Origin of the sequence: Rhizobium sp. N621, assembly GCF_001664325.1 — a bacterium.
Lineage (GTDB): Bacteria > Pseudomonadota > Alphaproteobacteria > Rhizobiales > Rhizobiaceae > Rhizobium > Rhizobium esperanzae.
Genome location: NZ_CP013495.1, coordinates 2,465,219 through 2,486,833 on the forward strand (window position 1 = coordinate 2,465,219; position 21,615 = coordinate 2,486,833).

Below are 21,615 nucleotides of genomic sequence, written 5' to 3' on the forward strand. Positions count from 1 at the left end.
TGCGGTCATGGTGGGAGAAAGGCGCGCGCTTCATGCTCATGACAAATTTCTACATGCCATGCGCGCGATTGTCAAAACCGCAGGGGCCGAGACAAAAGGTATCATCTGTGGATAGGCCTTTTTTATTGCCCACCTTCCTTCATTCCGTCACAAACTTTTTCGATCCGCTTGCGTTTAAAGCCAACGGCGCCTCGGCCGTGCAACGAAAGAGACAGCAATACCGATGACCACGACGACATCCCGGCTCCTTGCCATCGCGCTCTCGTCCACCCTGCTGATGGGCGCTTTCATTCCGGCTAAGGCCGGTCAGGCAAGCTTCGTCATTGATGCGCAATCCGGTCAGGTCCTTGAAGCCTCCAACCAGGATGATCTCAACTATCCCGCGTCGCTAACCAAGATGATGACGCTTTATCTCGCTTTCGAGGCGCTGCACGATGGACGCCTCACCTGGGATCAGAAGCTCACCATGTCGGAAAATGCCGAGAGCAAGGAACCCTTCAAGCTTGCCGTCGGCGCCGGCCGCAAGGTAACGCTGCGTGAAGCGGTCGAAAGCATCGTCGTGCTGTCTGCCAACGATTCCGCCGTGGCGATCGCTGAACAGCTCGGCGGCTCCGAACCGGCTTTCGCCAGAACGATGACCGACAAGGCACGCCAGCTGGGGATGAAGGACACGGTCTTCAAGAACCCGTCGGGCCTTCCCGATCCGGAGCAGGTTACCACGGCGCGCGACATGGCTACGCTCGGCCTTTCGTTGATGCGGGACTTTCCAGAGGAGTTCAAGCTCTTCTCGATGCGCGGCTTTCAGTTCCGCGGCATGAAACTGCGCGGCCATAACAATCTGATGTATCGTTATGACGGCGTCGATGGCATCAAGACGGGCTATACCGATGCATCCGGCTACAATGTCGTGACCTCGGCGCTGAAGGATGGCCGCCGCGTCGTCGGCGTCGTCATGGGTGAAAAGACTGCAAGCCTGCGCGACGACAAGATGGCGGGCCTCCTCGACAGCACCCTGCCGTCATCACCAACCGCCACCGCCTCCACCATCCCAGGCAGCCAGCCTGCAGCGACGATGACGGATGCGCTGCCGACGAAGTAGCCGGCAAGTCAAGCTCACAAATTCATGAAGAAATTTAAATAGGGTGGCCGCTCCAATCTGATGGGGCCAATATTCCGCAATCAGCAATTTTTGACGTCGGCGCAGCGTTTAACAAACGTCTTGTCAGATAGAGCGCAGCGTCCAGCTGACAATCTCCGAAACCACCGTCGAAAAGGCGCGGTCGAGACCCTTGACGAAGCCGACATTGTCGCCGCCGGCCGGCGTCATGGCGCGGAACACCTTCTGGGCGCGCACCGAGCCGTTTCGGTCGTTCAGAATCTTGGCGGAGATTTCGACTACCGCCTGGTTGCCATTCGAAGCGTCGATCTCGAATGCGCGGATATCGGTGACGATCTGGTAGTCGATCGCCAGCCCCTGCCCCGGCATGCCGACCCCGCCGAGCTTGCCGGAATTCTCGAAGGCCTCGACCAGTTTCGATTGCACGATGCGCGGCAGCTTGTCGCCCCACTGCGCCCGGGACAGGTACTGGATTTCCGACGAGGAGACGCGGATGACGATCTGCTCGCTATCGAGCGATCTGAGTGCCGTCGGGCCGGCGATCAGGATCTGGCGGGATTTGGCAGCAGGCCCATCGCCATCGACGGCCGCAGAGAGATCATAGGTATCGTTCTTGGCTGAAGTGCCACACCCCGACAGGATCAACGCAGTCAGCGGCAGCGCGATCGCCGTTCCCCTGATCCACGAACGGCGCGACAACAGATGCGATGCGACCATACTGGGCTACCCCTGACTTTCCCTGTTAACGCCGCGTCCGGCCGTCGTACTGTTTGACCGTGTCCCCGCCGAAGATCAGGCGTTGCGGATTGCGGTCGAAGTTGCTGATCGTATCGTTGAGATTGCTCACGGTTCCGCGCATGTCGTTGATGAGAGTCTGCACGTCGCGCAAGCCGCCGCTCGAGAACTTCTGAAGATTATCGGCGATCGGACCGATTCGCGAGTTCAGATTGTCGGCCACCTTCTTGAAGGATTCCAGCGTACCGCGCGCCTCGGCGAACAGCGATTGCGTGTTGTCGGTTCCAAGCAGCGCATCGACCTTGATGAGAATGCCGTCGACGCGTGTCGAGGCCGAATTCAGCTTGTTGGCAAGCTGCGACACGTCCTGGATCGTCTGGTCGATATCTTTCTGGCGCAACGAAACGGTGTTGGCGACGTCGCGGATCGAGGCGACGGCCGCACGCGCATCCTTTGTGGCTTGCGAGATATCGTCGACCGAACCCTTGATCTTCGCCGGGTCGATCTGGGCGACGAGCGTGTCGACGCGGTCGAGCGTTGCCTGCGCCTGCTTGCCGAAATCGTTGAAGGTGGTGGCGGTCTCGTCGAACTTCTGGATCGCGCCCTTGAGATCGCCCGAGGCATCGGCGACATTGGCGGTGATCTTCTCGGCATTGGAGACGATATTGTCGACCTTCTGCGCGTCGACGGCCCTGACCAGCGATTCCACCGCCTGAAGCGTCGAATCGACACGCCCGGAAACCGCCTTCACCGTGTTGGAGAGCTCACCGACGCTCTGCAGGAAGGCGTCGATATTATCGGAATTCTTGGCCAGCGCATCCGAGAAGGTTTCGGCATTCTTGAACGTCTGGGTCAGCGGAGCACGCGAATCTTCGATGAAACCCTGAAGTTCGCCGACCGCGTCATTGGCGCGATCAAGAATCTTGTCGGCGGTCGCCAGAAGATTGGTGACGCTCGACTGGTCGGCGACGATAACGGCGCGTTTGCCGTTTTCGATCGCATGTTTAAGGATACTCTCCTCACCCTTACGGCCACCCGACAGTTCGATATAGGCGGCCCCCGTCAGGCCCTGAATTTCCAGCGCGGCCTTGGTGGAGGGATAAATCGGTGCGTCCGTGCGCACTTGGGTGAAGGCGAGCGAATATTGGGGATCGTCGGCATCGATCGACAGCGTCTGCACCGAGCCCACCTGGATACCGTTGAAGCGCACCGGCGAGCCGACGCTGAGCCCGTTGGCCGAGCCGGGAATACGCACGATCAGCTCCGTCATCGGGCCGCCGCGGCCATATTCGGCCATCCAGTAAACAAAGCCGAAGGCGGCCGCGATCACCAGCACCGTGAAAAAACCGACAATCGTATAATTGGCTTTGGTTTCCATCTATCCGATCACTTCCCGCCGCTGCCATTATCGTGCCGCGCGCCATTGTCCTGCGGCACGATCGACCGTGCTCGCTTTCCTCTAAAATAGGCCTGCACCCACGGATCGTCATAGGCCAGCATGTCGTCGATCGTGCCTTCCACCATTACCCGCTTCTTTCCGAGCACGGCAATACGGTCACAAACCGAAAACAGGCTGTCGAGATCGTGCGTCACCATATAGACGGTCAGTCCGAGACTATCGCGCAGATTGGCAATGAGTTCGTCGAACTCGGCCGCCCCGATCGGATCGAGACCTGAAGTCGGTTCGTCCAGAAAGACGAGCTCGGGATCGAGCGCCAGGGCGCGGGCAAGCGCGGCACGCTTGATCATGCCGCCCGAAAGCTCGGACGGATATTTGTCGGCGGCATCGGCCGCCAGCCCCACCATGCGGATCTTCAGATGCGCCAGCTCATCCATCAGCGAGTGCGGCAGATCGAGATATTCGCGCATCGGCACTTGGATGTTTTCCTTGACGGTCAGTGATGAAAACAATGCGCCTTGCTGGAAGAGCACGCCGAGCCGCATGTCGAGCGCGTTGCGCTGCGGCTCGTTGAGCTCGTCGAAATCCTGGCCGAGGATCTTGATCGTGCCGGAGCGGCGCGGCAGCAGCCTCAGCACCGTGCGCATCAGCACCGATTTGCCGGTGCCCGACGCACCGACGAAGCCGAGGATCTCACCGCGATAGATATCGAGGTTCAGTTTGTCGAGCACCACCTTGGAGCCGAAGGCGACGGTGACGTCGCGCGCCGAAAGCACGACATCCCTGCCCTGTCCTTCGTTTTCGATCGGTTGCTCGTCCACGCTGCCCGCCATGCTAGAAGTCGATCGCTGCATAGAACATCGCAAAAAGCCCGTCCATCAGGATGACGACGAAAATCGCCTTCACCACCGAGGCCGTCACGTGCTGGCCGAGCGACTCCGCACTGCCGCCGACCTTCAGCCCTTCGACGGCGGCGACGATACCGATGACGAGCGCCATGAACGGCGCCTTGATCATGCCCGACAGCACGGTCGACAGCGTAATCGCCTCATGCAGCCGCGACAGGAAATTGGCGAAGGTGATGCCGGAATAGCCCCAGGCGACAACCGCTGCACCGGCGAGCGACGCGAAGTTCGCCAGCACCGTCAGAAGCGGCAAGGCAATGGTCAGCGCCACTAGCCGCGGGAAGATCAGCACGCCGATCGGGTTCAGCCCCATCACTTTCAGCGCGTCGATCTCCTCGCGCATCTTCATCGAGCCGATTTCGGCGGTGATCGCGCTGCCGGAGCGGCCGGCAATCATGATCGAGGTCAGCAGCACGCCGATTTCGCGCAATTGCAGAATGCCGACGAGATCGACGACGAACACCTCCGCCCCGAAATACCGTAGCTGGAAGGCGCCCTGCTGGGCGATGATCGCACCGATCAGAAACGACATCAGCAGGATGATCGGAACGGCGCGCACGCCCATGTGATCGATCTGATTGACGATCGAGGCCGGCGAAACGCCGCTGCCGCGGCCGAGCTTCATCTGCGCCCCGCGCACCGCCGAGCCGAGGATATACATCGAGGCGGCGAGATTGTCCCAGATGTCGTAGGTCATCTTGCCGACCGGCGCCAAGATACGCGCGGCAATCGAGACCTTTTCCTTCTGTTCAGGCTCCGGTTTGGCCGGTTCCTCGGAAAACATCTCCAGCATTTCGTCGATATGCGGATTGGTGCCGACGAAGCGCACCGTGCGTCCGGTCGCCTCCGCCTCCTTCTTTAGCCGGCACAGAAGCCAGATACCGGCGGTATCGATGTCTGATACATCGGAGAGATCGAGCGTCAGATTGCCGGTCTTCTCTCGCTGAAGCTTTTCGAAGTCGCGCAGCACAAGATGCACATAGGCGCTGCGCCAGTTGCCGCTGAGACGAACATGCTGCCCCGAACCATCTGACCGGTCGTCCACTTGCAGCGAGGCGGCGTTGCGATTCTCGGCGTTCAAGATACTTGTGTCTTTCAAGGCTTACGGCGACATTGCCGACTCGCGAAGCGGATCGTCGCCGCCGGCGCGTCAATATACAGAAGCAACGTCCAATTTCCATGCTCGCAGGATAGCAATAATGCCGCGCACCCTCGATATCCAGATGAATTCCTTTCCGATTGCCGGGACCTTCACCATCTCGCGCGGCGCAAAGACCAAGGCCGAGGTCATTACCTGCACAGTCACAGAAGAAGGCGCGCAAGGGCACGGCGAATGTGTGCCCTACCGCCGCTACGGCGAGACCATGGAGAGCGTCTTCGCGCAGATCGAGGCAGCGCGCCCGCTGGTCGAATCCGGCATTTCGCGCGACGATCTCTTGTCGGCGATGCCGCCGGGTGCGGCACGCAACGCCGTTGATTGCGCTCTCTGGGATCTCGAAGCAAAACGGACTGGCCAAACGGTCGCTGCCCGCCTCGGCCTCACCGCCCTCAAACCGCTCACGACAGCCTACACCATCTCGCTCGGTGAGCCGGAAGTGATGGCCGCGCACGCACGCGAACATGCCGGTCGCGCTCTGCTCAAGGTGAAGGTCGGAACCGGCGACGATGAAAGCCGCATCCGCGCCGTCCGCGCGGCCGCACCCGACGCCGCCATCATTCTCGACGCCAATGAGGGCTGGCCGGAGGCGGTGCTGGAACGTCATCTGCAGATCGCCGCAGAGGCGGGCGTTGCCCTCGTCGAGCAACCGCTGCCGGCGGGCCGCGATGCGCTGCTTGCCGAAATCCGCCGCCCGCTGCTGGTCTGCGCCGACGAGAGTGTGCATCACACCGGCGATCTCGCAAGTCTTGCCGACCGCTATGATGCGATCAACATCAAGCTCGACAAAACAGGCGGCCTCACCGAGGCCTTGGCGATGAAGGCCGAAGCCGAGAGACTCGGCTTTTCGATCATGATCGGCTGCATGGTCGGCACCTCGCTGGCCATGGCGCCGGCCGTGCTGCTTGCGCAGAATGCCGATTTCGTCGATCTCGACGGCCCGCTGCTGCTTGCCCGCGACCGCGAGCCCGGCCTGCGCTACGCCGCTTCCGTGGTCTTTCCACCGGAAAGCGCCCTCTGGGGCTGAAGATAATAGGCTGAGATGACGAGTCCGAGGCCGGAAAGCGCGACGAGCGCCATAACGTAATAGCTGACGAGGCCGAGCCAGGCGTAAAGATAGCCCGAAGCGATGGTCATCAACCCCATCGCCATGCCGACATAAAAGAAATAGGCGCCCTGCGCCGAGGCCTCCTGCGTTTCCTGCACCGTCGCCATGATCCGCCGCTGCACGCCGGTGTGCACGAAGGCATAGGTGAAGCCGTGGAAACATTGCAGCAGGAAGAAGCCGGCAAAACCGGCGTTCATGGGAAACAGGATCCAGCGGCAGACGCTGACGGCGCAGCCGAAGCGGATAAGCGTCCAAGCGCTGAAGCGCCGATTGAGACGCTTCGACAGAAAGAACACCGTCACCTCCGAGGCAACGCCGGCGCTCCAGAGCAGGCCGACTTGCGTGCCGGAAAAGCCGAGCTGATGCCAATAGATCGAGGAAAAAGCATTAAGCACCGCATGGCTCGACTGCTGGATGGCGACGCCGATCAGAAGCAGCAGCAAATGCGGCTCGCTCAGACCGCGCCCGGTGGCGGCCGGAAGATCGATCGGCTGGCCGCGCCGCCGCGTCGGTCCGATCCGCGGACAGAAGATCGCCATCACCACGGTCATCGTGAAGCCGAACACCATCACGACGAGCACCATGCCGCCGCCCCACCGGCCGATCAGCTGACCGCCGAGGAGCGTCGAGATGATGAAGGCGATCGACCCCCACACCCGCATCGATCCATAGTCGAGCCCCCAGCGGCGCACACCCGAAATGACGATCGATTCGACGACCGGCAGATAAGGCGCGAAGGTGGCGCCCTGCAGCGCGAAGACGATCGTCACCGGCCAGAAGCTCGTCGTCCAATAAAGTGCGATTGCGGTCAGCAGCGACAGGCCGCCCGACCACAGCAACACGTCGGCGCGCTCCTTCAGGCGGTCGGCGATCATGGCGACGACAGGCGCCACCAGAACACGAACCACCATTGGTATGGCAAGGATGATGCCGATTTCATGGTCGCTGAAACTGTGGGTTTCCAGCCAAACGGGGAAGAACGGCAGCACGACGCCGTTGACGAGCAGCGGCGCGCAATAGGACAGCGCGCTGAGCAGCCGGAAGCGCTGCGGCGCTCCCTCACCCGAGGAATGTTGAGCGGGAATCATGGGTGGACCTGAAGGAAACTGGACGTTGTCCTAACACACCACCCGGAAAGCGACTATTGCGAGAAATAGCCGTCCGGAAACGTTTTAAGAAATAAATTGGGCCTGTCACCTCGCGGTAACGGCTAAATTGCTGGAGAGCCGCCGCGACTGCGACGGCGCCAAAATCAAGCCGCCTGCGGGGCGAGTTCCGCCTCTTCGGGACGCTCGACGGCGGTAAGCGCCGGTACGGCGGTGGCAAGCGCCCGCCAGGTGATCAGTTCGAAGGTGCCGTCGGCATGTTCGGCAACCGCCGTGCAGCTTTCCACCCAGTCACCCGTGTTGATGTAGCGAATGCCGTCCATGTCCTGGATGATGGCGTGGTGGATGTGGCCGCAGATCACGCCGTCGGCGCCGCTCTTGCGGGCCTCTTCGGCCACGACGCGCTCGAACTCGCCGATGAAATTGACCGCATGCTTGACCTGCAGCTTCGCCCAGGCGGAGAACGACCAATAGGGCATACCGAGGCGGCGGCGTACGGCCGCGAGCAGGATATTGATCCGAATCGCCGTATCATAGGCCCAGTCGCCGAGATAGGCGAGCAGGCGGGCGTTGCGGACGACGACGTCGAACTCGTCGCCGTGCAGGATCAGGTATTTCTTGCCGTCCGCGCCGTCATGCATCATACGCTCGACGACCTCGATGCCGCCGAAATGCATGCCCGGGAAGTCGCGCAGAAATTCGTCGTGATTGCCCGGGACGTAGACGACGCGCGTGCCCTTGCGCGCCTTGCGCAGCAGCTTCTGAACGACGTCGTTGCAGACCTGCGGCCAATACCAGCTGCGCTTCAGGCGCCAGCCGTCGACGATGTCGCCGACGAGCACGATCGTGTCCGCCTCGTGGTAGCGCAGGAAATCCAGCAGGAAATCAGCCTTCGCGGCCTTCGAGCCGAGATGGACATCGGAAATGAAGAGCGTGCGGAAATGTCTGGGTTCCATCATGTCTATCACGAGCTGCCGCTCATGCCCCATCTTTCATCTAGCCTTCCAAAACCAGACTCGTGTTTCAGGAAGATGACAAGCTGGGGAAAAGCCCTTCAGACTCCACCCATTCCGTCCGGATGGTAAACGCCGATCTCGTCGGTGGCGAAGCTCGCAATACCGACATCGGAAATCCGATCATCATAATTTCTCGCCGCGATGTTCCGGATCTTTCCCGTATACCGAGAATCAAATTAACAGCAGCTGCCGATCAAGGCGTAACCTGGGGGATTGATGATGCGCGCCCACACCGCGACAATAATGATTTCTATTGCACTGCTTGCAGGCTGCGCACCGACGCAGCAGGACTATGATGCGACAGTCACGCTGCTGCAGGGCAGCGCGAGAGCGAGAAATGAGTTCGTCAAAGTGTGCGCAAAGGATTTCGATGCAAATGCGCGTCGCACCGCAGGGATCGTGACAAACGCCTCCGACAAGGACGCTCCGAGGGTCGCCTGCCAGCGATATCTGACGGCCGCGACCTCCGGTCGCGCCACGTATCAGGATCTGCTCGACATCAAGGCTCACCGGTTTACGCCAAAGCTCATCAAGATCTTCCAGGGCCGCTGATAGCCCGGAAGACGCCCTCTCGCTCGTCGATTTTGAAACCGACGTGAACAAGTTCGACGGGCCAAGCGGATTGGGGGGGGGGAGCGGCCACTGGACACTCGCCCCTCTTTCGGACGGCGATGTTGCCCTGCCGATCGAGCGCGTTCATGATGACGACGATTTCATATCCGAAAAAGCGGGATGGCCGATGCGTCTCTTTCTCGTTCGCCATGGCGAATCCCTCGGCAATATCAACGAGCAGGCCTACCGCCAGTTCGGCGATCATAACGTGCCGCTGACGGAATGGGGCTATCGCCAGGCAGCGGAGGCAGGCGCTGTCATCGCCTCGTACCTGAGAGGGTTGCCGAGCCAGGGATTTCAGAAGCTGCATATCTGGTATTCGCCGTTTCTGCGCACGCGCCAGAGCAAGGATGCGCTGCTCGAAGCGCTGCCGGAAAACATCGTCGGCGATGTCAGGGAAGATTATCTCCTGCGTGAGCAGGATTTCGGCCTCTTCACCGAAATATACGACCATGCCGAGCAGAAACAGAAATTCCCCGAGGAATTCGAAAAATGGGCGAGGCTGCGCAATAATAGCGGCAAGTTCTATGCGCGGCCGCCGGACGGCGAAAGCCGGGCAGATGTGGCGCAGCGGGTGCGTCTCTTCCTCCAGACCGTCATGCGCGAGGCCGAAAGCGGCAACCACAATGTCGCGATCGTCGGCCATGGCGTCACCAACCGGGCGGTCGAAATGAATTTCCTGCACCACTCCGTCGATTGGTTCGAGCGCTCCGACAATCCTGGGAATTCCGACGTCACGCTGATCGAGGGAACGCGTCTGCAAGGCTACGACACCACACTGCTGCACCAGGCCGCCGACCGGCAGCCGGGACAGGAGGACAGACTGCGCGATGCATATGGCGCTGATGTGACGATGACGCCCGAAGCGCGGCGGATAGACCCCTCCCCAACCCCTCCCCACAAGGGGGAGGGACTAACGAGCGGCATCAACGGTGATAAACCCCGGCCTCTCCGCGGATGAAACGGTGAGTTAAAGAAGGACGGTGCGGCATCCTAGCCCCTCCCCCTTGTGGGGAGGGGTTGGGGCGGGGTTTTCTACGCTCTTCACGCAGCTCGCACCGCCGCCATCGGCTTCACGTTCTGATTCATCCGGAACAGGTTGTTGGGATCATAGCGCAGCTTGATTTCCGAAAGGCGCGCATAATTGGCCCCGTAAGCCATTTCGACCCGGTCGGTCTCGTCCTCCGGCATGAAGTTGATGTAGGCAGTACCCACAGCATGCGGCTTGGTTGCCTCGAAAAGTTCGCGCGCCCAGCCAACGCAGTTTCCGTCCATCTCGGTTTCCCGCCAGCGTGCATGGACATTCATGACGAAATGCGAACTGCGCTGTGGAAATGCCGTGGCTTCGGTCGGCACGCGACCGGCGGCGCCGCCAACATGGCCGATGAATATTTCGCATTCCGGCCCCGGCAGCTTCCGCACCGCATCGATGAGAACCTCGATCGCCGCGTCGGAAAGGGAGGCGAAATCCTGGCTCTTCCAATAGTTACGGGCGCCTGGCGTTAGAAGCGGGTCGAATGCCTGCTGCCAGCCGATGAACGGCATTGGGCCGACGATGTCGGCGATCGGCTTTCCGATCCCGCGCAATCCAGCCGCCGCCTTTTCGCCCGCCGCCATGTCCCCGCAATAGCACATGGCGAGCACCACGATCTCCTTGCCATGCCACTCAGCCGGAAGGAAAGGCAGCGGCGGCGCCTGGCGCATCACCACCCAGCAGGTCAGCTCGTCGGGTGCTGTTTCCAGCGCCTCCCGATACTCCCTGAGAACTTTTTCCGCATCGGCGAAGGGATGCACCACCAGTCCGGCGAAAACTTCCGGATGGAGTGGGTTGAGCTGGAATTCGAATGAGGTCACGACACCGAAATTGCCGCCGCCGCCGCGCAGCGCCCAAAACAGGTCCGGCCGCTCCGTCTCGCTCGCCTTCACCAGTTCGCCATCGGCCGTCACCACATCGACGGAAATCAGATTGTCGAGCGTCAGACCGAATTTCCGGGTGAGCCAGCCGAAACCGCCGCCGAGCGTCAGGCCGGCTATGCCGGTCGTGGAATTGATACCGGTTGGCAGCACCAGTCCGAAGGCCAGCGTTTCCTTGTCGACATCGCCGAGCGTGGCGCCGGGTTCGATCCTGGCGCGGCGTATCTCGGGATCGACCCGCACGGACTTCATCGGCGATAGGTCGATAACGACACCACCTTCGCAGACCGCATTGCCGGCAATGCCGTGCCCGCCGCCGCGCACCGAAACGAGCAGATTGTTGTCGCGCGCAAAGCGCACCGCGCGCACCACATCAGCCGCCCCTGCGCAGCGCGCAATCAGACCCGGCCGGCGATCGATCATCGCGTTCCAGATCGCCCGCGCCTCGCCGTAATTCATGTCTTTGCTGGTCAGGAGACTGCCGCGAAAACCAGCGGCAAACGCATCCATGGCCACGTCATTGACCATCGTCTGACCCCGTTGCAGGGTCGTGAGGTTCAAATTGTCCATGATTTCCTCCATGCGACCGGCGCCCCGCACCGTCGCGGCCGGCATCTTGCGCTCGCAGGGGGCGTCAAACAAGTTTTCCAAAAGGATTAGTACCGGCGATGACGGTACGTCAGGCCTACCCGCAGTACACGGCACTCGCTCTCGACGAAAACTTCTACCATCCCTCATTTCCATACTGTCGCCCGTATCTGATTGATGTATGGAGGGAACTCCAGAAAAAGACGTGCACGGAGGCGGCAATGGATCACCAGGATAAATCCAAGACGGACAAGAACCTGCCGGGCGGCGATCTCGACGAGCAGGCGCTCTTCTTCCATCGCTATCCCCGCCCCGGCAAGCTGGAGATCCAGGCGACCAAGCCGCTCGGCAATCAGCGCGACCTGGCGCTCGCCTATTCGCCTGGTGTTGCCGCCCCCTGCCTTGCCATCCGCGACAATCCGGAGATGGCGGCCGAATATACCTCGCGCGCCAATCTCGTCGCCGTCATTTCCAACGGCACCGCCGTGCTCGGTCTCGGCAATATCGGGCCGCTGGCTTCGAAGCCGGTCATGGAGGGCAAGGCCGTGCTCTTCAAGAAATTCGCCGGCATCGACGTCTTCGACATCGAGGTCGACGCCGCAAGCGTCGATCAGATGGTCTCGACCGTTTCCTCGCTGGAGCCGACCTTCGGCGGCATCAACCTCGAAGACATCAAGGCGCCGGAATGTTTCGAGGTCGAGCGGCGCCTGCGCGAGAAGATGAAAATTCCGGTGTTCCACGATGACCAGCACGGCACCGCGATCATCGTCGCCGCCGCAATCCTGAACGGGCTGGAACTTGCCGGTAAAGCGATCGAGAACGTCAAGATCGTCGCCTCGGGCGCGGGAGCGGCCGCCCTTGCCTGCCTCAATCTGCTGGTGACGCTCGGCGCTAAACGCGAAAACATCTGGGTCCACGATATTGAAGGCCTGGTCTACGAGGGCCGCACCGAGCTGATGGACGAGTGGAAGTCCGTCTATGCCCAGAAGAGCGACACGCGCACGCTCGCCGAAAATATCGGCGGCGCCGATGTCTTCCTCGGTCTCTCGGCTGCAGGCGTCCTAAAGCCGGAGCTGCTGGCGCAAATGGCGGACAAGCCGCTGATCATGGCGCTCGCCAATCCGACGCCGGAGATTATGCCGGATCTCGCCCGCGCCGCCCGCCCCGACGCAATGATCTGCACTGGCCGCTCGGACTTTGCCAACCAGGTCAACAACGTCCTCTGCTTCCCCTACATCTTCCGCGGCGCGCTCGATTGCGGCGCCGAGACGATCAATGAGGAAATGAAGATGGCGGCCGTGCGCGCTATCGCAGCGCTTGCCCGCGAAGAACCCTCCGACGTCGCTGCCCGCGCCTATTCCGGCGAGACTCCGGTCTTCGGCCCCGACTATCTGATCCCTTCCCCCTTCGATCCGCGCCTCATCCTGCGCATCGCCCCTGCCGCCGCAAAGGCCGCCGAACGGAGCGGCGTCGCGCGCCGCCCGATCCAGGATTTCGACGCCTATCTCGATCAGCTGAACCGTTTCGTCTTCCGTTCCGGCTTCGTCATGAAGCCGATCTTCACGGCGGCAAAGACCGCCGAGCGCAAGCGCGTCATCTTCTCCGAAGGTGAGGATGAGCGCGTGTTGCGCGCCGCCCAGGTGCTGCTCGAGGAAGGCTTGGCCAAACCGATCCTGATCGGCCGCCCGCAGGTCATCGAGACGCGCCTCAAACGCTACGGGCTGCGCATCCGGCCGTTGCAGGATTTCGAGGTCATCAATCCGGAAGACGATCCGCGTTTCCGCGAATATGTCGATCTCTATTTCTCGCTCGTCGGCCGCCGCGGCGTCATCCCGGAAGCCGCCCGCACCATCGTGCGCACCAATACGACTGTCATCGGCGCGCTGGCGCTGAGGCGCGGCGAGGCCGATGCGCTGATCTGCGGCCTCGAAGGCCGTTATGAAAAGCACCTGCGCGACGTGCGTCAGATCATCGGCAAACGCAAGGATGTCCGCGATTTCTCGGCGCTGAGCCTGATGATCTCGCAGCGTGGCGCCACCTTCTTCACCGACACCTACGTCACTTTCAATCCGAGCGCCGAAGAGATCGCCGAGGCGACTGTCATGGCGGCCGAGGAAATCCGCCGCTTCGGCATCACGCCGCGCGCTGCCCTCGTCTCGCATTCCAATTTCGGCTCGCGCGAGTCCGAAAGCGCGACAAAGATGCGCAACGCGCTACAGCTTGTACGCGACGCTGCCCCCGATCTCGAAGTCGATGGCGAAATGCACGGCGAAAGCGCCATCACCGAAGCGCTACGCAAGCGCGTCATGCCGCACACCACGCTGCATGACGAGGCGAACCTCCTCGTCTTCCCGAACCTCGATGCCGCCAACATCACGCTCGGCGTTGTGAAGTCGATGACCGACGGCCTGCATGTCGGCCCGATCCTGCTCGGCGCCGCCATGCCGGCCCACATCCTCGCACCCTCGGTCACCTCTCGCGGCGTCGTCAACATGGCCGCACTCGCCGTCGTCGAGGCATCGCAGCCGGCGTGAAAGCTGCAGGCTGCTGATAAAGTCGGCAGGGCCTATTTCGTGATGCTCGGGCTTGTCCCGAGCATCTCCAGCGGTTGATATGCTAGAGATGTCACGCACCCTGTACCGATAGCCGTCCTCCATCCGCAAGCTCATCCGCGCGTTCGTTGCCGGCGATGCCGCAATGACCCTTGCACCAGGCAATGGTTACCAGGGCATTCTGTGATAGTTGAAGATCGACCGCTTTCCAGAGTTCCGCATTAGCGATGGTCCGGCTTCGGGCGTGCCCGTTCGGACCGCTTTTCTTCCAGCCGTTATTCTTCCAAATGTGCCGCCTGTCGTTGCAGCCTTTGACGGCATAGATCGAATCCGACCAGATGGTCGCGGCTTCGCCCGTTGCTTCGCTATTGATCCACATGACTGCCTGCAAGACGGCGGTCAATTCCATCGAATTATTGGCGGAATCACGCACACCGCCGAAGCTGGATGCGATTTCCGCCGCCTCGCGATAGACGACAAAGGCCCAGCCTCCGTGCCCGGAACAGGGGTCATAACAACCGTCCACGAAGACGTGGAGCCCGTGTTGAGCTTCCGGCACCCCGGCTGTCATTGCGGGGCAGCATAGCTCGGTGGAAATGACTGCCATTTTCGCCTTCGCTAAGCCCGTTGCCCGAAGCGGACATTGGAATTGTACCTTCCGTTGTGTCAACTACTGATGTCAGCGGCGCCGATGGTCTGGCAGCCGCTTCTGGCCTTGGCCCAAAGCAGGCATTGCTCTGGGCCAAAGGCTGAACGGTCTGGAGACGGCGACGTCAGTTGTTCGCAGATCGTTTGGGAGGCTCGGCCAGGTTGATCCGGTTGCCCTCACCGTCGAATATCTGAGCCACGCGCCCAAAGTCGCCTTCGATTTTGTTGGCGAGTTGCAAGCCCTGACGCGAAAGCCTTTCGAGCTCAACCTCGAGCTCGGGGACGACGATCGTTATGATCCCGTTGCCGGCGCGTTCGTTATCCTTCCAGACCTGCAGGCCGGCTCCGCCCATATTACGCCACTGAGCCATGCCCGGTATCGGTTTGCTATCTGCGGGACGTCCCATGAGCTTCTCATACCAGATGAGCGCCTCGTCAAAGTTGGAAACGGCGGCGGAGGCGAAGATGCTCTGGACAGTTATTGAAGTGGTGGTCATGTCGTACTCCTTGGTTGGACAAACGGATGTCGTGAAGGAGTTGTCGATTTCGACAGGCCGCGCAAAAAAGCTCGCATCAACACAAAACTTTTGAGCGCTGTTCTTCGAGGTGGCGTCGTTCTGCCTCCGACCAACACAATCCGATAGCGATCGTGAAAGCTTCCGCCGCCTCGACATGCCTGCCTAGATCGGCGCAAATCTGCGCGCGGGCCGTCCAATACGGCAGGTAGTCGGCCATTCGCGGATCGCGGGCAAGCGCATGTATGTCATCAAGAGCCGCGTCCACCTGCCCTATCCGCATGAGGGCCACGCACCGATTGAGTGTCACGACAGGCGACGGGGCAATCCTGCCCAGCACGTCATAGAGAGAAACGACGGCCTGCCAGTTTGAGATACCGCTCAAACGGCGCGCGACATGAGCAGATTGGATGGCCGCCTCGATCTGGTAGCGGCCGGTCGGACCGTTTGCATTTGCTTCTCTGAGGAGTCCTTCGGCGAGGCGCAATTGCTTGCGATCCCAAAGTCCGACATCCTGGCTGTCCAGCGGTACGAATGCGCCGTCGGGGCCTCTGCGAGACGATCGCCGCGCCTCCGTATAAAGCATCAACGCGAGAAGACCTTTCGGTTCCGGCTCTTGCGGAAGCAGGGATACGACCACGCTTGCGAGCCAGATTGCCTCTTGTCCAAGCGCTTCCGCCCCGTCGATGTCCATCCACCCGCTGGTATAGGCGGCATAGATGGAGGCGAGTACAGGCGGCAAGCGGTGCGACAGTTCCTCCTTCTCCGGCACAAGGAACGGAATTTTCTCATCTCTGATCCTCGCTTTGGCTCTTACAAGCCTCTGCCCCATGGCCCCAGGAGAGACGAGAAACCGTGCGCCGATATCTGCAGCGGTCAAGCCCAGCACGGTCTGGAGGATCAGCGGCGTTCGCGCCGAGACATCGATGCCAGGATGTGCGCAGGCAAACATGAGCGCCAGTCGCCTGTCCGCAATCTCCTCGTCCATTTCCGCCGCGGTCGAGAGTTCCTCGGTAATGAGAGCAAGATGATCGGCGCTCTTCGCCTTCACTTTGTGCCTGCGCCAGTCATCGAGCTTGCGCCTGCGGGCGATGGTCAACAGCCAGGCATCGGGGTTGTCGGGCACGCCATCGACAGGCCATTTTTCGAGAGCCGTGAGGAAAGCCGTCGCGAGCGCATCCTCGGCGGACGCGATATCACCCAAGCGCCCGCCAAGATAAGCGACGAGTCGGCCGTAGCTCTCGCGCGCCACCCGCTCTGCTACACCTCGGGCAACGCTGGAACCAGAAACCGTCATTCCGCATATTCCGACGCGTCCCTGATGCGACGAACCTCAACGGTTCCCCAGGTCGCGGCAGGGCAGCGTGCCGCCCATTTGTTGGCCTCGTCCATATCGGCGACGTCGATGATAAAGTACCCACCGAACTGTTCGCGAACATCGGCATAAGGGCCGTCCAGAACGCTGACCTCGTTTCCTTGAACACGAACGAGACTGGCCTCAGAGGAGCTGACGAGCGCATTGCTCGAGACGAACGCAGCCGCCTTCTCCAGCGCTTGTTGATAGGCATACATCTGCCCCATGAAACGCGCCATGTCCTCGGGCGCTATGGAGTTCCCGGCAGTTTCGTCCGCATGCAGCATCAGCATGTAGCGCATTGCTTCATCCTCAGTGAAAGCCAATTCCCCACAGGAACGAGCGCCGAGAATAACAATTCGTATGAAGAAGGGAACTGCTGTTGACGGCTCCAGTGTCCGCCTCCGGGTGCAATGCTGTGCCGACTTACCTGACGGAGGATTACCTGCATCTTCTGGATAAAATCTCGAAAATGCGCTAGGAATTGATCCAAGCTTATTAAGAGAAACACGTTAAGAGACAAGGTACGGCGGATGGACGCCACCTTTGACCGATCGACACTTTCTCATTCCCGGACAACGCCGTGAAACGCCGAAACCTGTCTCTTGCTCTTGTGCTTGCGCTGGCATCGCCGGCCGCCGCACAGAGCAGCGCTATTTGCAATGACTTGCGCGGTCGCCTTGCCGACCTACCACGATCGATCGGCAACAATAACGGTCCGGAAGCCCGCCAATACGCCAGCGCAATCGCCGAGCAAAACCTCGAATTGCGCAAAGTCCGCAACGATCTGCGCAGCTATGGCTGCACCTCAGGCAGCATGGTCGTGATCGGCGGTGAGAATGCCGATTTTTGCGCCGAGCTTTCTGACGCCGAAGCCCGGATGATCGAGAATATCCGCTATCTCCAGGACCGCCGCAACGAGCTGCGCAGCCAGGCCGGCGATGACGACGCGCGCCGAGAATTGACGGCGGCACTCGAACGCAATGGCTGCAACAGCGAAAATTTCTATGCCCCGACAGAGCGCAGCGCCAGCGAGCCCGCCCCAAGCGTAGAGGAACAGGCGATGCGCACCGACACATTCATCCCGCTCGGCGGCGGTGAAGAGGCCGATCCGCGTTATGGTCTGCCGAGGACCGAAATGTTTTCGCCGGTCAGCACCATCTGCGTTCGCAGCTGCGACGGCGGCTTCTTCCCGATCAGTTCGAACACCACCTCGGTCGATTTCGGCCGCGATGCCCAGACCTGCGCCAAGATGTGCCCCGGCATCGAGACCGAGCTCTTTTATCGCGACGTGACCAGCACCGAAGCCTCGAACATGATTTCGGCCGCAACGGGTGCGCCCTATAGCGCCATGAAGAACGCCTTCGCCTACAAGAACCGCGCGCCTGGCGAAAAAAATTCCTGCGCCTGCAATCTCACCGCCTATTACGAGGAGATGCGCGGCAAACAGGCCCTGAGCGAACCGCCGCAGCAGGGCTCGATCACGACGGTCCGCACCAATCCGCCGGCGAAAGATACCGCGGCAGCACCAGCCCCGCCGCAGCCATCCGTTCCCGAACGTCCCTACGACCCCACGCAGAACAAGGTCCGTCAGGTCGGCCCGCAATTCCTTGCCGGCGACCAGGGCTCGATCGACCTTGCCAATCCGGCAACGCCGGGCCCGCAACCACAACAGCAGTAATCGCTAAGGGTCGTTGCGTCCCCATCCATCATGGAACACGAGTTCCTCGAGCGGTAGCCGCTGCCGCCAACCTTTGACCGAGAGTTCCGGTTCATCATAAAGCCGGTCGACAAAGCCGGCACAGAGCCACGCGACCACCTCGATATGCTCGGGTATGCCGAGAATTGTTTTCAGGTCGCCTTCACGAAAGATGCTGACCCAGCCGATGCCGACCCCTTCGGCGCGGGCCGCAAGCCAGAGATTCTGGATTGCGCAAACGGTCGAATAGGAATCCATCCGCGGATTGTGCGTCCGTCCCAGCACCACGCTGCCGCCGCGGGTGGGATCGCAGGTCACGCATATGCCGAGCGGCGCCTCCACGATGCCTTCGAGCTTGAGGGAGCGGTAGGCCTGCCGCCGTTCGCCGTCGAACATCAGTGCCGCCTCTTCGTTGGCCTGTGCAAAAGCGTCCCGGACACGCGCGCGCACGGATTCGCTTTTCACCAGGATGAAGTTCCACGGCTGCATGAAGCCGACGGAGGGAGCGTGATGGGCGGCCATCAGAAGCCGCGCCACGACATCGTCCGGCAACGGATCGGGCAGGAACTGGCTGCGCACGTCGCGTCGGGTCAGGATCGCGTGATACACGGCCTCGCGTTCGGCCGGAGAAAAACCGGATGCCTCCGACAGGGCATCCTCAACAAAGGGTCGCATCGTCAAATCCCCAACAACGCAACCGCCCGCCGTCCGCGCGGGTTGGGTCTATCTTGCCAGGCCGGTCTTCTGACTTGGCGTCATCCGTCTGCCGCAGCCTTCCCGGCCAAAGCCAGTGGCATGATGAAGCGGCGGGCGTCGGCCTTACAGCGTTGGGCACGTTCCGGTCTTGCACCGGATTCCCGATTCTCCCGCGTGAAAGCGGGCACCTGACGAGGTATCTATTTCAGGAAAGCGCTTCGCGGGCAAGCGGAGGCAGCCGAGCCCGATGAGGCCGTTAGGCAAACAGCGATTTTTCCGCCTGACGTGCCGGTGAACAGGCGGCGGCCGGTCACGACCACGCTCGCAAATGCATTGGAGACTGCTGCACGCCCAAGCCCTCTTTCAGGCCGCAGATTCTGCGTGACAACGGAAGGCCGCCACGCTAAACACGCCGCATGTCGGTCACTTCTGTCTACGCCTCGCGATTTTATTGGTACCGCTGCTCCCAGCGGATGCGGGCCCGTGCGTAACTGAATTCGACGCGACGACCACCCGAACAGCCGCTAGTCTACCTGGCGGCTTTTTTGTTCCGCACGGTATGACCAAACAGGAGCCATGCCGTGCCCGATACCATTGATGATCTGCGTATCCTCGAAATCACCCCGCTCACCAAACCCGCAGATATCATCGCGGAAATCCCCCGAACCGTTGCCGTCAGCGAGACGGTGACCAGCAACCGTCATGCGATCCATCAGATCCTCGAGGGAGAAGACGACCGCCTGATCGTCGTCATCGGCCCCTGCTCCATCCACGATCCGGTTGCCGCACGCGAATATGCCGCGCGGCTGGCCGAGCAGCGACAGCGCTTCTCCAGTGATCTGGAAATCGTCATGCGCGTCTATTTCGAAAAGCCCCGCACCACGGTCGGCTGGAAGGGTCTGATGAACGACCCGCATCTCGACGGCAGCTACCGCATCGAGGAAGGGCTTCGCATTGCCAGGCGCCTGCTGCTCGACATCAACGCAATGGGCCTGCCCGCTGGGGTTGAATTCCTCGAGACGATCACGCCGCAATACATTGCCGACCTTGTCAGCTGGGGCGCGATCGGCGCGCGTACGACCGAAAGCCAGATCCATCGCCAGCTCGCCTCCGGCCTCTCCTGCCCGATCGGCTTCAAGAACGGCACCGACGGCGGCGTCCGTGTCGCGCTCGACGCCATCCTGGCCGCATCGCAGCCGCATCACTTCCCCGCCGTCACCAAGGACGGGCAGGCCGCCATTGCCTCGACGAAGGGCAACGAGGACTGCCACATCATCCTGCGCGGCGGCAAACAGCCGAACTATGAAGCGGACGATGTCGAAGCTGTGGTCGGCGAGGCCGTCAAGCTAGGCGTGACCCCGCGCATCCTGATCGATGCCAGCCATGCCAACAGCCGCAAGGATCCGATGAACCAGCCGCGCGTCGTCAAATCCGTGGCCTCGCAGATCGCCGCCGGCAACCGCCACATCAAGGGTATGATGATCGAGAGCAACCTCGTCGCCGGCCGCCAGGATCTCGTCCCCGGCAAACCGCTGGTCTACGGCCAGTCGATCACCGATGGCTGCATCGACTGGGACATGTCGGTCGCCGTACTGGAAGACTTGGCGAAAGCCGCTGGCGCGCGGCGCAAGGCGGCAGCGGCTTAATCAGCCGGGAAATAGCGCACATAAGCGAATTCTTCGCCATCAGGAGACCAGCAGGGCACATTGATCGTGCCCTGCCCACCGAAAAGTTCGAACAGCGTTTTCAGGTTGCCGCCATCCATGTCCATCAGCCGCAGCCGCACGTCGAGATCGCGCGGATGATCGAAAACCGAGGGGTCATAGGACAGGATCAGCACCTTGTCATTTTTCGGCGACGGATGGGCGAACCAATTGCCCTGATTGTCCGAGGTCACCTGCTCGAGGCCCGTGCCGTCGGGGTGGATACGCCAGATCTGCATCAGCCCGGTGCGGCTGGAATTGAAGTAGATCCATTGTCCGTCGGCCGAATAATCCGGTCCATCGTTGCGGCCTTCGCCATGCGTCAGCCGCGTCTCGGCGCCGCCGTCAACGGAAATGGTATAGATGTCAAAGAGATCGTCGCGGATGCCGCAATAAGCGAGCTGACGCCCGTCCGGCGACCAACCATGCCAGTAGGAGGGGTGGTTTTCAGTGACGAGCCGCGGCGTGCCGCCTTCGATCGGCAGGATATAGATGGCCGACTTGCCGAATTCGGTCTTGTCCGAGATGACGATTTCGGTGCCATCAGGTGAAATGCCGTGATCATTGTTGCAATTGACGGCAAAGCCCGTATCGACCCTGACCACCTCGCCGCCATCGAGCGGCAGCCGGAAGAGCAGCCCGTCGCCGTTGAGCAGCAGGTAGGAACCATCAGGCGAGAAGTTCGGCGCTTCCACCAGCCTGTCCGTTTGCCAGACCTCGCGAGCCCTGCCCGTCCCCACATTGTAGATCTCGACCGAGCTGCGCATGTTGCCTCACTGATATGTCGATTGC

General features: G+C 61.3%; 19 protein-coding genes, 1 pseudogene and 1 riboswitch. Of the genes and pseudogenes, 7 read left to right on the top strand and 13 right to left on the bottom strand.

Features of this window, described 5'->3' with window-relative positions; genetic code table 11:
- The first annotated feature begins 223 nt into the window (after positions 1 to 223).
- Positions 224 to 1,099 (top strand): D-alanyl-D-alanine carboxypeptidase family protein, encoded by an 876-nt coding sequence (locus AMK00_RS11995; protein WP_064810500.1) that lies wholly within the window; start codon positions 224 to 226, stop codon positions 1,097 to 1,099.
- A gap of 123 nt (positions 1,100 to 1,222) precedes the next feature.
- Here AMK00_RS11995 and AMK00_RS12000 read toward each other — a convergent pair whose 3' ends face one another.
- Genes AMK00_RS12000 through AMK00_RS12015 form a run of 4 tightly spaced genes read right to left on the bottom strand, consistent with a single transcriptional unit; the run spans position 1,223 to position 5,255 of the window.
- Complete coding sequence (locus AMK00_RS12000) at positions 1,223 to 1,834, bottom strand: ABC-type transport auxiliary lipoprotein family protein (protein WP_064802983.1); 612 nt, start codon at positions 1,832 to 1,834, stop codon at positions 1,223 to 1,225.
- Between the two features lie 25 nt (positions 1,835 to 1,859).
- Positions 1,860 to 3,230 carry an MlaD family protein gene (locus tag AMK00_RS12005; RefSeq protein ID WP_064802985.1) on the bottom strand — a complete coding sequence of 457 codons (1,371 nt, stop codon included), beginning with the start codon at positions 3,228 to 3,230 and terminating at the stop codon, positions 1,860 to 1,862.
- An 8-nt stretch (positions 3,231 to 3,238) separates the two neighbouring features.
- Entirely contained in the window at positions 3,239 to 4,084 is an 846-nt protein-coding gene (locus AMK00_RS12010) for an ABC transporter ATP-binding protein (RefSeq protein ID WP_064802987.1), read from the bottom strand.
- A gap of 1 nt (position 4,085) precedes the next feature.
- Positions 4,086 to 5,255 (bottom strand): MlaE family lipid ABC transporter permease subunit, encoded by a 1,170-nt coding sequence (locus AMK00_RS12015; RefSeq protein ID WP_189637601.1) that lies wholly within the window; start codon positions 5,253 to 5,255, stop codon positions 4,086 to 4,088.
- A gap of 100 nt (positions 5,256 to 5,355) precedes the next feature.
- Here AMK00_RS12015 and dgcA point away from each other — a divergent pair, with 100 nt between their 5' ends.
- On the top strand, positions 5,356 to 6,339 hold the full coding sequence (gene dgcA, locus AMK00_RS12020) for an N-acetyl-D-Glu racemase DgcA (protein ID WP_064810502.1): 984 nt from the start codon (positions 5,356 to 5,358) through the stop codon (positions 6,337 to 6,339).
- On the opposite strand, the gene AMK00_RS12025 is transcribed toward dgcA, so the two are convergent.
- Entirely contained in the window at positions 6,291 to 7,508 is a 1,218-nt protein-coding gene (locus AMK00_RS12025) for an MFS transporter (protein WP_064810503.1), read from the bottom strand. The two genes, dgcA and AMK00_RS12025, sit on opposite strands and share 49 nt — an antisense overlap.
- Before the next feature lie 164 nt (positions 7,509 to 7,672).
- A complete protein-coding gene (locus AMK00_RS12030) occupies positions 7,673 to 8,515 on the bottom strand; it encodes a UDP-2,3-diacylglucosamine diphosphatase (RefSeq protein ID WP_064802994.1) in 843 nt (280 codons plus the stop codon).
- A 246-nt stretch (positions 8,516 to 8,761) separates the two neighbouring features.
- Between AMK00_RS12030 and AMK00_RS12035 the strand changes: the two genes are divergently transcribed.
- Both AMK00_RS12035 and AMK00_RS12040 read left to right on the top strand, forming a co-directional pair.
- Positions 8,762 to 9,094, top strand: coding sequence for a hypothetical protein (locus AMK00_RS12035; RefSeq protein WP_064811699.1), 333 nt, complete (start codon positions 8,762 to 8,764; stop codon positions 9,092 to 9,094).
- Between the two features lie 187 nt (positions 9,095 to 9,281).
- Positions 9,282 to 10,019 (top strand): annotated as a pseudogene (locus tag AMK00_RS12040) (histidine phosphatase family protein); the annotation flags it as partial.
- A 179-nt stretch (positions 10,020 to 10,198) separates the two neighbouring features.
- Here the strand turns inward: AMK00_RS12040 and AMK00_RS12045 are convergent.
- Complete coding sequence (locus tag AMK00_RS12045; protein WP_064811700.1) at positions 10,199 to 11,638, bottom strand: FAD-binding oxidoreductase; 1,440 nt, start codon at positions 11,636 to 11,638, stop codon at positions 10,199 to 10,201.
- Between the two features lie 239 nt (positions 11,639 to 11,877).
- Between AMK00_RS12045 and AMK00_RS12050 the strand changes: the two genes are divergently transcribed.
- Positions 11,878 to 14,190, top strand: a complete 2,313-nt coding sequence (locus AMK00_RS12050; protein WP_064810504.1) for an NADP-dependent malic enzyme — start codon at positions 11,878 to 11,880, stop codon at positions 14,188 to 14,190.
- A 91-nt stretch (positions 14,191 to 14,281) separates the two neighbouring features.
- Here AMK00_RS12050 and AMK00_RS12055 read toward each other — a convergent pair whose 3' ends face one another.
- The 4 genes from AMK00_RS12055 to AMK00_RS12070 all read right to left on the bottom strand — a co-directional run bounded on the left by AMK00_RS12055 (position 14,282) and on the right by AMK00_RS12070 (position 17,027).
- The gene (locus tag AMK00_RS12055) at positions 14,282 to 14,815 is read right to left on the bottom strand and encodes a ribonuclease H family protein (protein WP_064810505.1); all 534 of its coding nucleotides are present in this window, start codon (positions 14,813 to 14,815) and stop codon (positions 14,282 to 14,284) included.
- A gap of 166 nt (positions 14,816 to 14,981) precedes the next feature.
- Positions 14,982 to 15,353 carry a VOC family protein gene (locus AMK00_RS12060; protein ID WP_082240299.1) on the bottom strand — a complete coding sequence of 124 codons (372 nt, stop codon included), beginning with the start codon at positions 15,351 to 15,353 and terminating at the stop codon, positions 14,982 to 14,984.
- A gap of 76 nt (positions 15,354 to 15,429) precedes the next feature.
- The gene (locus tag AMK00_RS12065; RefSeq protein ID WP_064810506.1) at positions 15,430 to 16,668 is read right to left on the bottom strand and encodes an RNA polymerase sigma factor; all 1,239 of its coding nucleotides are present in this window, start codon (positions 16,666 to 16,668) and stop codon (positions 15,430 to 15,432) included.
- Positions 16,665 to 17,027, bottom strand: a complete 363-nt coding sequence (locus AMK00_RS12070) for a YciI family protein (protein ID WP_064810507.1) — start codon at positions 17,025 to 17,027, stop codon at positions 16,665 to 16,667. The genes AMK00_RS12065 and AMK00_RS12070 overlap by 4 nt, the downstream gene beginning before the upstream one ends.
- 281 nt (positions 17,028 to 17,308) lie before the next feature.
- Between AMK00_RS12070 and AMK00_RS12075 the strand changes: the two genes are divergently transcribed.
- A complete protein-coding gene (locus AMK00_RS12075) occupies positions 17,309 to 18,406 on the top strand; it encodes a DUF2865 domain-containing protein (protein ID WP_064810508.1) in 1,098 nt (365 codons plus the stop codon).
- A gap of 3 nt (positions 18,407 to 18,409) precedes the next feature.
- Here the strand turns inward: AMK00_RS12075 and bluB are convergent, their stop codons facing one another.
- Entirely contained in the window at positions 18,410 to 19,099 is a 690-nt protein-coding gene (gene bluB / locus AMK00_RS12080) for a 5,6-dimethylbenzimidazole synthase (protein WP_064810509.1), read from the bottom strand.
- A gap of 42 nt (positions 19,100 to 19,141) precedes the next feature.
- A riboswitch (cobalamin riboswitch) is annotated at positions 19,142 to 19,327 on the bottom strand.
- Positions 19,328 to 19,701: 374 nt separating this feature from the next.
- Here bluB and AMK00_RS12085 point away from each other — a divergent pair.
- Positions 19,702 to 20,766, top strand: coding sequence for a 3-deoxy-7-phosphoheptulonate synthase (locus tag AMK00_RS12085; RefSeq protein WP_064810510.1), 1,065 nt, complete (start codon positions 19,702 to 19,704; stop codon positions 20,764 to 20,766).
- On the opposite strand, the gene AMK00_RS12090 is transcribed toward AMK00_RS12085, so the two are convergent.
- Positions 20,763 to 21,590, bottom strand: a complete 828-nt coding sequence (locus AMK00_RS12090) for a TolB family protein (RefSeq protein ID WP_064810511.1) — start codon at positions 21,588 to 21,590, stop codon at positions 20,763 to 20,765. The genes AMK00_RS12085 and AMK00_RS12090 overlap by 4 nt on opposite strands.
- Positions 21,591 to 21,615 lie beyond the last annotated feature (25 nt).